General features: G+C 61.2%; 9 protein-coding genes. 1 reads left to right on the top strand and 8 read right to left on the bottom strand.

Going from position 1 to position 13,131, the window contains the following annotated elements; translation table 11 throughout:
* Window positions 1-314: 314 nt before the first annotated feature.
* From glmM to ppc, 6 genes are all read right to left on the bottom strand, one after another.
* A complete protein-coding gene (glmM, locus tag BM235_RS07410; RefSeq protein ID WP_090111187.1) occupies window positions 315-1,655 on the bottom strand; it encodes a phosphoglucosamine mutase in 1,341 nt (446 codons plus the stop codon).
* 69 nt (window positions 1,656-1,724) lie between these two features.
* Window positions 1,725-3,164 (bottom strand): CdaR family protein, encoded by a 1,440-nt coding sequence (locus BM235_RS07405; protein ID WP_090111185.1) that lies wholly within the window; start codon window positions 3,162-3,164, stop codon window positions 1,725-1,727.
* On the bottom strand, window positions 3,157-4,002 hold the full coding sequence (gene cdaA, locus BM235_RS07400) for a diadenylate cyclase CdaA (RefSeq protein WP_090111183.1): 846 nt from the start codon (window positions 4,000-4,002) through the stop codon (window positions 3,157-3,159). The genes BM235_RS07405 and cdaA overlap by 8 nt, the downstream gene beginning before the upstream one ends.
* A 171-nt stretch (window positions 4,003-4,173) precedes the next feature.
* Window positions 4,174-4,782 carry a zf-HC2 domain-containing protein gene (locus BM235_RS07395; protein ID WP_090112189.1) on the bottom strand — a complete coding sequence of 203 codons (609 nt, stop codon included), beginning with the start codon at window positions 4,780-4,782 and terminating at the stop codon, window positions 4,174-4,176.
* A gap of 115 nt (window positions 4,783-4,897) precedes the next feature.
* On the bottom strand, window positions 4,898-5,455 hold the full coding sequence (sigW, locus tag BM235_RS07390; RefSeq protein WP_369803495.1) for an RNA polymerase sigma factor SigW: 558 nt from the start codon (window positions 5,453-5,455) through the stop codon (window positions 4,898-4,900).
* A gap of 793 nt (window positions 5,456-6,248) precedes the next feature.
* Window positions 6,249-9,041, bottom strand: a complete 2,793-nt coding sequence (gene ppc, locus BM235_RS07385; RefSeq protein ID WP_090111181.1) for a phosphoenolpyruvate carboxylase — start codon at window positions 9,039-9,041, stop codon at window positions 6,249-6,251.
* 310 nt (window positions 9,042-9,351) lie between these two features.
* Here ppc and BM235_RS07380 point away from each other — a divergent pair, with 310 nt between their 5' ends.
* Window positions 9,352-10,080, top strand: a complete 729-nt coding sequence (locus BM235_RS07380; protein WP_090111179.1) for a class I SAM-dependent methyltransferase — start codon at window positions 9,352-9,354, stop codon at window positions 10,078-10,080.
* A gap of 23 nt (window positions 10,081-10,103) precedes the next feature.
* Here the strand turns inward: BM235_RS07380 and BM235_RS07375 are convergent, their stop codons facing one another.
* The gene (locus BM235_RS07375) at window positions 10,104-10,460 is read right to left on the bottom strand and encodes a DUF1304 domain-containing protein (protein ID WP_090111177.1); all 357 of its coding nucleotides are present in this window, start codon (window positions 10,458-10,460) and stop codon (window positions 10,104-10,106) included.
* A 113-nt stretch (window positions 10,461-10,573) separates the two neighbouring features.
* On the bottom strand, window positions 10,574-13,129 hold the full coding sequence (locus tag BM235_RS07370; protein ID WP_090111175.1) for a hypothetical protein: 2,556 nt from the start codon (window positions 13,127-13,129) through the stop codon (window positions 10,574-10,576).
* Window positions 13,130-13,131 lie beyond the last annotated feature (2 nt).

Here is a 13,131-nt window from a genome sequence, read left to right as displayed (position 1 = left end):
CGGCTGACGGCCCCGATTGGGCCGGGAGGTCCCCGCCGATCATCCGAACACCTCCACCTCGTCAACTCGCCGCGCGCCGGCGGCAAGTTCTGGCGCTTATGATGCTTATGCGACCTCAACCCTACCTTTCCTTCTTGAATGGCGTATCCGTTCTCTTTTCATTACCCGCGGCTCGCGCCGACAATCTAACCCATCATATTCGTTTTGAAATGACTGCGCAACCTTTATTCGCGACTTTCCGCCAAATGACGGTATTGCCCAGGAAATGACATCGCCCGGCATCGTCGACACCGGGCGCGCCAGCATGCTGTCAATTAGACGAGCTCCGCGCGAATCACGTCGGCGATCGCGTCGACATGGCCTTCGATCTCCGCCTTGTCCGGCCCCTCCGCCATGACGCGGATGAGCGACTCCGTGCCCGATGGCCGCACGAGGATGCGACCGTTGTCGCCAAGCGCCGACTCCGCCGTAGCGACGGCGTCCGCGATCGCCGCATTGCCTTCGTACTTCGACTTATCCGCCACGCGGACGTTGACGAGCACCTGCGGATATTTGCGCATGACCTGCTTGAGCTCGCCGAGCTTCTTGCCGGAGGCGACGATCGTGTCGACGAGCTGCAGCCCCGTCAGGATGCCGTCTCCCGTCGTATTATGATCGAGGAAAATCACGTGGCCGGACTGTTCTCCGCCAAGGTTAAAGCCGCCGCGGACCATCTCTTCCATCACGTAACGGTCGCCGACGGCCGTCTTCGCCGTCGTCAGGCCAAGCTTGTCGGCGGCTTTGAAGAAGCCGATGTTCGCCATGACCGTCGTCACGACCGTGTCGTGCTTCAGCTTGCCTCGGCCACGCATCGCTTCGCCGCAGATAAGCAGGATATAATCGCCGTCGACCTCTTCCCCGCTCTCGTCGATCGCGATGAGCCGATCCGCGTCGCCGTCGAACGCCAGGCCCAGATCGGCGCCCAGCTCCCGCACTTTAGCCGCCAGCTTCTCCGGATGCGTCGATCCGACGCCCTCGTTGATGTTCAAGCCGTTAGGCTCCGCGCCGATCGTGACGACCTCCGCGCCCAGCTCCCGGAAGATCGTCGGCGCGAGCTCGTAGGCCGCCCCGTGCGCGCAGTCCAGCACGATCTTAAGGCCGGCGAACGAATGCTTCACCGTCAGCTTCAAATAATCGACGTACATCCGCTTCAGCGCCAGATCCGTCGTCACCGTGCCCAGGTCCTTGCCGACCGGCCGCGGCAGCGTATCTTCTTCGGCGTCGAGCAGGCGCTCGATCTCCGCTTCCTTTTCGTCGAGCAGCTTAAAGCCGTCGCCGCCGAAAAACTTAATGCCGTTATCCTGCACCGGATTGTGCGACGCAGAGATCATGACGCCCGCGTCGGCGCCTAGCGTGCGCGTCAAATACGCGACCGCCGGCGTGCTCACGACGCCGAGGCGGATGACGTCGGCGCCGATCGACAGCAGTCCTGCCGCCAATGCATTTTCCAGCATCGCGCCCGATACGCGCGTATCGAGACCGATGATCACCTTCGGGCGCTGCGCGCCACCTGCCAGTACATAGCCGCCGCAGCGGCCGATCTTATAAGCAAGCTCGGCGGTGAGCTCCAAGTTGGCTACGCCCCGAACGCCGTCCGTTCCGAAATACTTCCCCATGCTCCTCTTGACCCCTTCGTCCCCAATTCATTCTGCCCGACGGAATGCTGTTCGTTCGACCGTTGCTGTCTAAGCGCCATCCGTCGGCGATGGCGATGACGATAATGATGACGATGGTGTCGGCGTTGGCGTCAGAGACGGGCTTGGCGTCGGCGACCCGCCGGCGCTTCCGCCCGCTCCCTCCGCCTCCGTACCCGGCGGCTCGGTGCCGTCCGGGTCGATGCTGCCCGAGGCGGCTTCGTCCGATGTCGGTAAGCCCGGCGTAGGCGTAGGCTCCGTGCCGATGTTCGCGATCTCGACTTCAATCGAGGTGTTGCCGCCGCTCTGGTCGACGAACCGCGGCGAATTCACGTTGAGCGGAATCGTGTACGTGCCGGGCCCGCGCCCGCTCAGGTCGGCCTCGACGCTCACGTCGCCCGGCTGCAGCTTGTCGAGCACCGCCGGCGCGCCCTTGAACGTAATGTCCGCCTGGCCGCTCGTCGGATTCATGATTTGCATCTTGAGGCCGTTGCCCAGCCCCTTAATCGTGATCGGCAAGCCTTGAATCGTGCGCGTCTGCGTCAGCACGACCTGCACGTCGACGGTGACCGTAGCCGGCGACACCTCCGTGATGGCGTCGGATTTGTTCAGCGTGATGTCGACTTTGCCCGATTTGGTCACCTCGGACAGGTTCAGATCCGCTTCGATGGAGTCGATCTTGTCCAGCTCCGTCTGCGGTCCGTAGATCGTCGCCTGCTCCGCGCTCGGGGCGAGATTCGCGACGCTCAGCCCCGCGGGCAACTGACCGATCAGCTTCAGCTGGATCGGCACCTGCTTAAACGGATTGGTGATCGGCACTTCGACCTCGAGCACGGCGGGATCGACCTCTGCGCCCGGAATCTCCTGCCCGGAGCCGTCGTACGCGACGAGCTTCACGCTCTTGTCCTTGAGCGTCTTGTCCGCGCCTTCGATGGAGATCGAGCCGCCGACATGGTCGACGCGATCCATCTCGCTGGCCGGCAGCGTCACATGCGCCCGGTTCGTCGGACGCAGCACGGGCGCGCCTGCCTTGTAGCCTTCCTTCGGCGTCCCCGTCGGCGTCACTTGAACCTCGAATTCCTTGGTCTGCAGCTCCTCCAGTTCGACCGTCACGGTCGCGGGCTCGACCTGGATCGTCTGAATGCTTCTGGGCAGATCCGTTCTTAGCGTTATCGTATGCGTGCCCGCCTTGACTGTGCTCAGATCGGCCTCCACGATATACCCGCCGTCCGAACGCGCGGCCAGGAGGTCGCTCGGCGTGCCTCGTACGATGAGCTTGACCTTCGTCGGGTCCATGCTCTTCAGCACGTAGCTCTGCTCGTCCAGTCCGCGTACCTGAACCTTCACGTCGGTGAACGTGCGCGTCTCGATGAGCGAAGCGACGTTGTTCGGCGTCGAATCCGGATTGAAGTGAACGACCGCCCACAGCAGAATGCCGAGGGCCAGCGAGATGAGCCGTACGGCGTTCGGATGGCTGAGCCACTTATCCATGGCCGTCACCGCCTTTCCGCCGCCAGAACTTCCAAGGGACGTTCCAGCTCCGCCTGGCCTTCTTCGCGTTCGTCTGGCGGAGCTCGTCGAACAGCTTGGAGATCAGCGACTCTTCCTTGATGTCCCGCACGATCTGTCCGTTCAAAGCGAGCGATACATGCCCCGTCTCCTCGGAGACGACGACCGAGATCGCGTCGCATACCTCGCTGATGCCGATGGCTGCGCGGTGTCGTGTGCCCAGCTCCTTCGAGATGAACGGATTTTCCGACAGCGGCAAATAGCAGCCCGCCGCCATGATCTCGCCGCCGCTCACGATGACGGCGCCGTCGTGCAGCGGCGTGTTGGGGATAAAAATATTAATGAGCAGCTCCGAGCTGATCGCGGACTTCATCTTGATCCCGGTCTCGATGTAGTCGCCGAGTCCCGTGCGCCGCTCGAAGACGATCAGTGCGCCGATCTTGCGCCTCGCGAGGTATTGAACGGCCTTAATGACCTCGTTGATCGGATGGCTGATGTCGTGCTCCTCCAGGGAGGAACGGCTGAACAGCGTGCCGCGTCCGAGCTGCTCCAGCGCTCTGCGAAGCTCCGGCTGGAAAATGATCAGAATCGTCATGATCCCGAAAGGGAACAGCTGGTTCATCACCCATTTGAGCGTATACAGGTTCAGCCACGTGCTGAGCGCCCAAGTGAGCACGAGCAGCAGGATGCCTTTAAGAAGCTGGACGGCCTTCGTGCCGCGCACCAGCAGGATCATGCGGTATATAAGATAGCTGACGATGAGGATGTCCGCGGCGTCCTTGACGGCGCCCCACACCGTTAAGTTCTCGAAATAATCCAAGACGCACCCCCCGTCTGGCGTCTCGATCGGGTTTCCCGAATCTTGTCAGATTGCGCTTAGGATATGTATATATTGTTTTCTATAAACGAACTTCTAAATCCTGTTTAGAATACAAAAAAACCTCCCCGATGTCCAGGGAGGCCGCCTCGTCTGGCCGCCGGACGGCGGCCGTCATGTCCCGTAGGCCACCGTGTCAAACCAGGTCGTCACCTTGTACCATGCCCAGTCGAGCGCCCGGTCCACGGTCTTCACCTTGCCGGCGATATGCGCGGTCGATGCGAGCGTCACGTTGCCGTCGATGACGGTCAGGTTGCCCTCGACTTCGCCGAGCACTTCGGCTTCGCCGTTCTTGATCGTCAGGTCGCCTTCGACCTTCTGGCCGGCGGGCACGATGACCTTGTTGCCCTCGATCACGACATGCGACAGGTCTCCGCTCAGGCTGAGCTGATCGTCCTGATTCCACATCGCGACGAAGCTGGACAGCATGACGACCAGGAAGATCGCCGCCGCCGAAGCCGCCGGATGCCGCTGCACCCACGAGGTCCACGTACGCGGACTCCGCTTCTTGGGCAGCGCGCCCATGATGGCGTCGGCGAGATGGGACGGCGCAGCCGGGACAGGCTGGGCATATATCAAAGCCTCCGTCCTCTCAAGCGCCCCGTAGCGCGCCTCGCAGGCCGGACATTCGCGAAGATGTTGCTGCAGCAGCACGGATTCCTCGCGGGGCAGATCCCCGTCGAGATAATCGTGCATTCGCTTCACGGCATCGTTGCACTTCATGATAGCCATCCCTTTCTGCACAGGAGAACATAGAGCCTCCTTTGCGAATGCTCCTATACTGTACGTTCCCCGACTCGGCGCGGTTTCATCTTTGGCGGAAAATTAGGCTGGACCGTCAAAGCTTGTGCTCCAGCTTCTTGCGCAGGAACTCGCGGCCCCGGTGAACCCGCGTCTTGATCGTCGTGACCGGCATGTCCAGCACGTCCGAGATCTCCTGCAGCGACATGTCCTGCAGATAGCGCAGCACCATGACCGACTTGTACTTCACCGGCAGCGTATCGATCGCGTCCCGAATGATGCGCTGCGTCTCCGACAGGATCAGCTCGCTCTCGGGCGTCCGGTCGTCGCTCGGCAGCATCGCGTATCCGTCGAGACCCTCGTGGTCCGACGACTCGGCGTCCAGCGAGTAGATCGGCCGGCGCTTGCGCAGCCTGTCGATGCACAGATTCGTCGCGATCCGGTAGATCCACGTCGAGAACTTCTGATTTTCGTCGTACCGGTCCAGGTTGCGGTATACGCGCAGGAAGCACTCCTGAACGACGTCCTCCGCTTCCTGCCGGTTGTTCGTCATCCGGTAAGCCAGATGATACAGCTTGTCCTTGTATAAATCCACGATCTCCGCGAACGCGCGCTGATCTCCCTTGCGGGCCAGCTTCGCGAGTCGCGTCTCAATTGGCTTCAACGTGTTAACCCTCACCTTCTTCGCCGGTCGCCCGGCGCTCGGCCCTTCTCGTCCGCTCGGCATCGCGATGCCGGCGAGCAGGACGGCTAGGCCCGGCCGGGTCGGGAAGACCCTTCGCATGATGCGATCAAGAAAATGGTAATGCACACGTATCAAAAAAGCAAGAAGCGGGTATTCGGAGCCCTCTCCCCTTCGCACATTTTGTTGTCCTATGCGTCGCCCGCCGCTCCGCCTTCGCACTAACTGCTAAGACATCTAATTTCGCCCCTTCTAAAAGACCATTACACTGTTCTTTTAGGCTGTTAAAAAAGACGCCTGCCGCTCTTTGTGTGCGCATTGGCGCGGACAGAACGGACAGAGGAGCCGCTATTTTTGTCCATATCGCGATTCGCGGCCCGCTCGCGGACTCAGCGGACGCTATTTCGCGATTGCCGGCCTTTTTTAGCCTTGATCCAGGAAAATAGCGTCCCTCCAGTCCGATACGATCGCCTTCGGACCGGTTTTTACGAAAATAACGTCTCCTGTGTCCGCTAAGTCTCCTTCGTCTCTGTGTCTCCAGCGTCCCAGCGTCTCTTATGTCCCGACGCCCTCCGCCCAACCTGCACGCAACCGCTGCCAGCAGGTCCTCATTGCGCCAATCCGCTTAACTTCCCGCCGATCGTCGCCAAATGGTTGGCAAGCAATCAAAGCCTGTGATTTCCCCGTAATCTTATCCTTAGCGATCCGCCAAAAAAGGACCCGGGCATGCGCCCGGGCCCGTCGTTCCATTATCTGCGTATCAAGATCAGCCCGTGTTGCGCAGGCCGGCGGCGATGCCGTTGATCGTGAGCAGCACCTCGCGGAGCAGCTCCGTGTCGTCCTCGCCCTCGTCCCTGCGCTGTCTGAGCTCGCTCAGCAGCTGGACCTGCAGGTAGCTGAGGGGATCGACGTACGGGTTGCGCAGGCGAATCGACTCTTGGATGACCGGTACGTTGTCCAGAATCTCTTCTTGACCGGTAATCTCGAGCAAGATGCGCTTGGTGAGGTCGTACTCCTCTTGAACGAGGGTGAAAATCCGCGTGCGGATCTCGTCGTCCTTGATCATGTCGGCGTACTGCTGCGCGATCAAGAGATCCGCCTTGGCCAGCGCCATCTGCAGGTTGTCGACGAGCGTCGCGAAGAACGAATAGTCGCGATACATCCGGCGAAGCGTCTCGAGCTTGGCGGGATCGCCTGCGACGTACTTCTCGAACGCCGTGCCCGCGGCATACCATGCAGGCAGCAAATAGCGGCTTTGCGTCCAGGCGAATACCCACGGGATCGCCCGCAAGTCTTCGAAGCGCTCGCTGTTCTTGCGCTTGGACGGACGGGAGCCGATGTTCAGCTCGCCGACCTCGGACAGCGGCGTCGATTCCTTGAAGAAGGTCATGAAGCCCGGATCGCGGAAGATCAGATCCTGGTACTTGGTCTGGGCCGTCTCCGAGATCGACGGGAGGATCTCCTCCCAATGCGCGTCGGCCGTCTGATCCAGCGACGGATGCTTCGCCAGGTACGCGGCCTTCACGAGCGCGCTGGTCGCCTGCTCGAGGCTGCGGTACGCGATGCCTTCCATCGAATAGCGGGACGTCAGCACTTCGCCTTGCTCCGTGATCTTGATGCCCGCGCCGATCGTGTGCGGCGGCTGGGCCAGAATGCTGCGGTTCAGCGGCATGCCGCCGCGGCCGAGCGCGCCCCCGCGGCCGTGGAAGAACTTCAGCTTGACGCCGTAGTCGCCCGCCGTCTCGGTGATCTTGTTGAGCGCTACGCGCAGCTCCCAGTTCGCCGTGACCATGCCGCCGTCCTTGTTGCTGTCGGAGTAGCCGAGCATGATCTCGTGCATGTCGCCGCGCGAGGCGACCGCTTCGCGGTACACCGGCAGGTCGAACAGCGTCTTCATGATCGCCGGCGCGGCGTGCAAATCGTCGATCGTCTCGAAAAGCGGAGCCGACTGAATCGAACTGACGAGCTTGCCCTCCGGCGTGCGACGCACGAGACCCGCTTCTTTGGCGAACACCATGACTTCAAGCAAATCGCTCGCGCCGCGGGTCATGCTGATCAGGTACGTCGTGATGCAGCTCTCGCCGAACTCCTCCTGCGCGCGGTAGATCGTCCGGTATACTTCCAGGCACTCCTTGGTGCCTTCGCTGAGCGATGCCGTCGCGTGCAGAAGCGGACGGGAGTCCGATAGAAGCCCGTGCAGCAGCTCGATTTTCTCTTCCTCGCCGAGCTCGTTGTAGCGATCCGTGACGCCTGCCTTCGCCAGCACCTCGGTCATCGCGTTCTCGTGCTCCTGGGAGTGCTGACGCACGTCGAGGGCGGCCAGATAGAAACCGAACAGCTCGACTTGACGGATCAGCTTCTTCAGATGCGTGTCGGCGACAAAGTCGGCGTAATGATGGCGCAGGCTGCGATCGATCAGCTGCAGGTCGGCGATGAACTCCGACACTTGGTGGTAGCGCTGCGACGTTCCTTTGAATTTCTCTTCGCGCATGTTCTGCAGCTTCTGGAGCATATAGGTGATCTTGATGCGGTACGGCTCATGGTCGTTCGTCCAGCGGTCGACCGTGCGCAGTTCGACCTGCTCGCGCTCCAGCTCGATCGATTCGAGCAGCTCCGGATTCACCTTGACGATCGTCGTGCTGAAGCTCATCTTGCGCATGAGGGCCTTCAGCAGCGTCTCGTACTTGTGGATGACCAGATTGCGCTGCATGTTCAGCGTGCGCCAGGTGATGTCGGCGGTCACGGACGGGTTGCCGTCGCGGTCGCCCCCGATCCACGTACCGAAGCGGAGATACGTCGGCACATGCCACTTTTGCTCCGGATAGTACTTGGCCAGGCAGCGCTCCAGCTCGTCATAGACGTCGGGCAGCACGTTGAACAGCGTCTCGTGGAAAAAGTACATGCCGTTGCGCACTTCGTCGATGACCGTCGGCTTGCGGTCGCGCAGCTCGTCGGTCTGCCAAAGAGTGAGCACCTCGTTGCGAAGCTGCTCCCGCAGACGCTCGCGCTCGCGGTAGGTGAGCGACGGATTGTCCAGCTCCATCATCTCGTTGGCAATTCGCTTGTGTACGTCGAGCACGGCCCTGCGCATCGCTTCGGTCGGGTGCGCGGTCATGACCAGCTCGAGCGAAATGCCGGACAGCAGCTCCTGCACCTCGTTCAGCGGGAGGTTCTTGTCCTTCAGCTCCACAATCGCGCTCTCGATGGAGCCCGGCTGAACCGCCTCGCCCGCGGAGCGTTCGTAGTCGCGCTTGCGGCGGATGCGGTGATTCTGTTCGGCGATGTTGACGAGCTGGAAGTAGATCGCGAAAGCGCGGATCACCTGGTGGCGGACGCCCGGCTCCAGTCCCGTAATCGTATTGACGAATTCCTCGTAAAGCTCGGGCACGAATTCGGCGCGCAGCGCCTTGCTCGTCTCCCGGATCTTCTCTACGTGATCGAGCAGCTCGCGGCCGCCCTGGTGCACCAGCACTTCGCCCAAAATGTTGCCCAGGAACCGCACGTCCCGGCGCAGCAAATGGTTGGTCGAAGAGCGGCTTGCCGTGGCCATTTCTGTCATCCCATTCACCTCAAAATCATGACTTTCGACGCTAAACAATCTTCTAAACATCATACTACAAATGATCTACAAAATCTGCCCCTCGCCTCGGGCCCTCAAAAATAATGTACCCGCATCGGGTTAGCCGGGAACCGGGCTGCGCGGCCGCCGGATAAACTTTAAATGCCGCGCCGGCCGCGGCCTCTTGCATGCATCGGGCCATAGCCGCATCACGACTTTACCGTCGCCAGCGATGCGCCGCGCGCCTCTATCCAGAAGATTGCCGCTGCGTGTAATATATACCTATTATGTAATCGCGGAGGCTTGCGCCATGACTTCTTCTTCCTCATCTTCTACCACGTCCTCGTCCGAACCGAATCACGACGAGATCTACCGCAGCCAGGCGGAGCAATACGACCGGCTCATCTCCGCCCAGCCTTCGCTAGGCGCGCGCATCGACGCGATCCGCCCGCTGGCCGGACTCGATGTCGTCGACCTCGGCGCGGGCAGCGGCCGGCTGACGGTGCCGATCGCCGCCGTAGCCGGCAGCGTGCTGGCGGTCGATCTGTCGTCCGCCATGCTCGAAGTGGCCGCGTCCAAGCTGACGGCGTCGGGCGCCGGCAACTGGCGCACGGCCGTCGGCACGCATCTGCGCATCCCCGCCGAGGACGCCAGCGCCGACCTCGTCGTCTCGGGCTGGAGCATCGCCTACTCGGCCGCCTCGGATACGGATCCTGACGGTACGACGCTCGCCGCCATTCTGGACGAGATTCGCCGCGTGCTGCGGCCCGGCGGTACCGCCGTTATTTTCGAAACGATGGGCACCGGCTATGCGGCGCCGAATCCGCCCGGTTTTTTGCTTTCCTATTATGATGCGCTCGAGCATGTCCACGGCTTCGCCCACGAATGCTTCCCATTCGACTATACGTTCGCGGATGCCGCCGAAGCCGAGCGCCTGGCGCGCTTCTTCTTCGGCGAGGAGACCGGAGACAAGGTCGCGACGAGCGGCTCGCGCATCGTGCCCGAGTTCGCCGGCGTCTGGCATCGCGTCTATGAGTAACGCCTTTCGCCGCTATTTCGACGTTACGCCCACAACACCAGCGCCAACGCGATCAGAGCCGGCAGCCCCTGCACGAGCAGAATCGATCGCTTAGCCGTGAAGCCGCCGAAGAGGGCCGCGACCAGCACGCACGCCAGGAAAAACACCTCGATCTGCTGCCCCGTCTGTTCGTTCGGGTGCAGCAGCCCCCAGCATAGGCCGGCTGCAAGAAATCCGTTGTACAGCCCCTGGTTGGCAGCCAGCGACTTTGTCGCCGCGGCCGTCTCCGGCGTCGTGCCGAACGACTTCATCGCCCGGGGCGTCGTCCAGAGGAACATTTCAAGGATCAGAATGTAGACATGCTCCAAGGCGACCAAGCCCGCAAATATTTGACCTAACATGTGAAAACCTCCCTTAATGGACTTCAGTATATCATCGGTCGCGCCGTCCCGACGGCAAAAAAAACGTCCCCGAAAGGACGTTTTTTTCGTATGCGCAGCTGCAGCCTGACGATTTACTGCGCTTCCTTGATGATGCCGAAGTAGCGGCCCATCCAATACGGAAGCGTGAACACCGCGGACGTGTCCATGCTGCCGTGATTGTAATCGTAATTGGGATTGACGGTATACGCCGCGTCGAGCTGGGCGAACGGGTTGTTGTTGTTCTTGATGATCTTCCGTTCGTCCGGCGCGAGCGCGTAGTTCGTTTGCTTGTACTTGTCGCGATCGCCCGGTTCGATATAGAGGACGTCCTGACGGTCGTATTGAGCGGCAAACTCGATGCGGTACAGCGGCATGCGGTACAGGAAGCGGACGGCCGACGCGAGGTCGACGCTCGTATCCTCCGGATGCGCCATTTGGTACAGGAACGTGTAGAACGGATTTTCCTCGCGTTTCTCGTTCGCGTACCATTGGTCGTAAGCCGCTACGATCTGCGCTTTGCGGACCGGATCCTGTTCCTGCAAAATCAATTCGTAGACCGGGAACCAACCAAGCTCCTCGTCCGAATAGTTGATGTACTGGGTCCAATCGCCGTGCAGCGTTCCGTTGATGTTGGAATCGTCTTCGCGGTCTCCCGTGTAGCCGGGCTTCTCGTACGTTACAGGATTGTTGTCGTTGATGCCGTAAGCGTTGTTCGCCTGACGCACGAGCCTGCGCTCTTGGTAGTTCAGCGCCATGTTGATGTAACCCTTGCCGTTGACGAACGGCTCTTCCTTGCTATAATCGCCGTCGTATACCAGATCGTAGGCCGCCTTGAACTTGGCCTGATCCTGCGGGTATGCCTCCGCGGTCACCGTGATCGCCGTCTTGAGCATGGACATGATCTCGAGCGCGTTGAGCGGTCCGTCTTCGTAGCCGTAGGACAGCGCGTCGTCGCCGTTCTCGTCCACGCCGATGTGCTGCGTCCACAGCGCCTGCTTTTCCATGACGGACAAGCTGTCGTTGAAGTATTTGGACAGCCATCTCGACCATTGGGTCGACTTGCCTGTCGCGTCCTCGATGTAGTAGTGGTCGTCCTTCAGGATCAGATTCGTCATCCGGTCGGTCGCCTCGGCGGTCAGGCGCTTGAACTCGGCCAGCTCGGGATCGGAAGCATCGTCGCACAAATATTGATAGGCGGTGAAAAAGAGCGCATAGTGGCCGTCGACCTCATCCGAGGAAGTATCGGCTTTGTAGACGATCTGATTCTGGTCGATATAACCGTCGCTGCCGATGGCGCTGGCCGGGAACAGATCGTTGAAGAAGGTCGGGATCTTCTCGTAAACCGGCACGGTCAGCTGGAACAGGGGCTTGTTGGAAGCCGTCGTCGACTTGTCCTCCGCGGCGCTCGCGTTGTTCGTCTTGGCGGTGATGACGGGCAGCACCTGATAAACGTCTTTGGCGACGGAGGTCTTGATTTCGATGCCGAGCTTTTGCCCTTCGGGCCGGGTCGCGTTCAGCGCGTCGATCGCCTCGTGGCTCAGGCCGAAGCCGTTGTAGTTCATGACGTCCGAACCGCCGGAAGGGAACAGCGTGTCGCCCTTTTTGCTCTCGGCGTCCTTGGTGACCCGCACAAGGCCGTAGCCGATCGGCGTCTTGCCGGCCTGCTGCATGCTCGGGATGATGGCGTTCGGATTAACCGCGTTATCGCCGACGATCGTATGGAACCAGAGGCCGTTCTGGCTCTGGAAACCGTAGTCGGTGCCGTCAGTAGTTTGTGCGAGCCCTTCACTGGTCAGCATGTAGGAGCGGGCGGGAAAACCGTTGCCGCGGCCGGACACATAGTCCAGCAGCAGGACCGCCTTGGAGGCGCGCAGCGCGTCCGCTTTTGCGGCCGCGATATCCGCTTTCTGCCGCGTCGTCGGGCTCGCGCCCGCTTCATCCTTCAGCGTACGGTAGCGGAAGATCTCGCCGATCGCGTACATCGTCGTCCACAAGCCGTCATTGTCGCTCGTCGCCGGCGAGCCCGTGAACGTTCCGGTAGCGGAATTGTAGTCTACGCTCGCGTTCGCGCCGTCCGAGAAGGTGAACGATGCTCCGGAAGCCATGCCCCGGCGGTCGTTGACGGCTTTGACAAGCTTCTCGTATACGGTGGTCCGCTCAAGCAGCGTCATCTTGGGCATCGTGATGTGCGTGACGCCGCTTGCCGTCTTGGCCCATACGCCGCCGTTGTCGTCGGTAGCCAGCGCTAGCACATTGTCGTCTCCGCCGTAAAGATAACGCGGACCCGCGAAGTACTGGACGATGTCACGCGCATCGGATTCCGTGAAGTCCACGCGCTGCAGGCCGGTCTTGGTGCCGATCCAGTAAACGTTGTTCTTGTCCTTGAACGCGGCGGTGACGTCGCCGGTTACGGCGCCGGGCAGAAACGGGATGTCGGTGGCGGTCGTCCATGCGAGATTCGCGGGGATGGAGGCGTCGCCCGCTTTGTAATAAGCGACGTTTTTGGTCGCCGCGGCATGGAGCTGGACCGGCGCGAACCTCGCGCCGGGAAGCGCGACGTTCGCGCTGGCGGACGGAACGGCGATCGCGGCGGCCAGCGTCGCGGTCAGCGCGCCGGTCGTCCATTTGCTGAGTTTTTTGTTCGCCATGG

Origin of the sequence: Cohnella sp. OV330 (genome assembly GCF_900112065.1) — a bacterium.
In the GTDB taxonomy this organism is placed as follows: domain Bacteria; phylum Bacillota; class Bacilli; order Paenibacillales; family Paenibacillaceae; genus Cohnella.
The sequence above is the reverse complement of the archived record's forward strand: the minus strand, read 5'-3'. Positions and strand labels throughout refer to the sequence as shown.

Bases quoted from the DNA above. Each gene is read 5' to 3' on its own strand.
- ppc (WP_090111181.1), bottom strand. From the start codon at position 9,041: ATGACAGAAATGGCCACGGCAAGCCGCTCTTCGACCAACCATTTGCTG.
- BM235_RS07380 (WP_090111179.1), top strand. From the start codon at position 9,352: ATGACTTCTTCTTCCTCATCTTCTACCACGTCCTCGTCCGAACCGAAT.
- BM235_RS07370 (WP_090111175.1), bottom strand. From the start codon at position 13,129: ATGGCGAACAAAAAACTCAGCAAATGGACGACCGGCGCGCTGACCGCG.
- BM235_RS07395 (WP_090112189.1), bottom strand. From the start codon at position 4,782: ATGAAGTGCAACGATGCCGTGAAGCGAATGCACGATTATCTCGACGGG.
- glmM (WP_090111187.1), bottom strand. From the start codon at position 1,655: ATGGGGAAGTATTTCGGAACGGACGGCGTTCGGGGCGTAGCCAACTTG.
- BM235_RS07405 (WP_090111185.1), bottom strand. From the start codon at position 3,164: ATGGATAAGTGGCTCAGCCATCCGAACGCCGTACGGCTCATCTCGCTG.
- BM235_RS07375 (WP_090111177.1), bottom strand. From the start codon at position 10,460: ATGTTAGGTCAAATATTTGCGGGCTTGGTCGCCTTGGAGCATGTCTAC.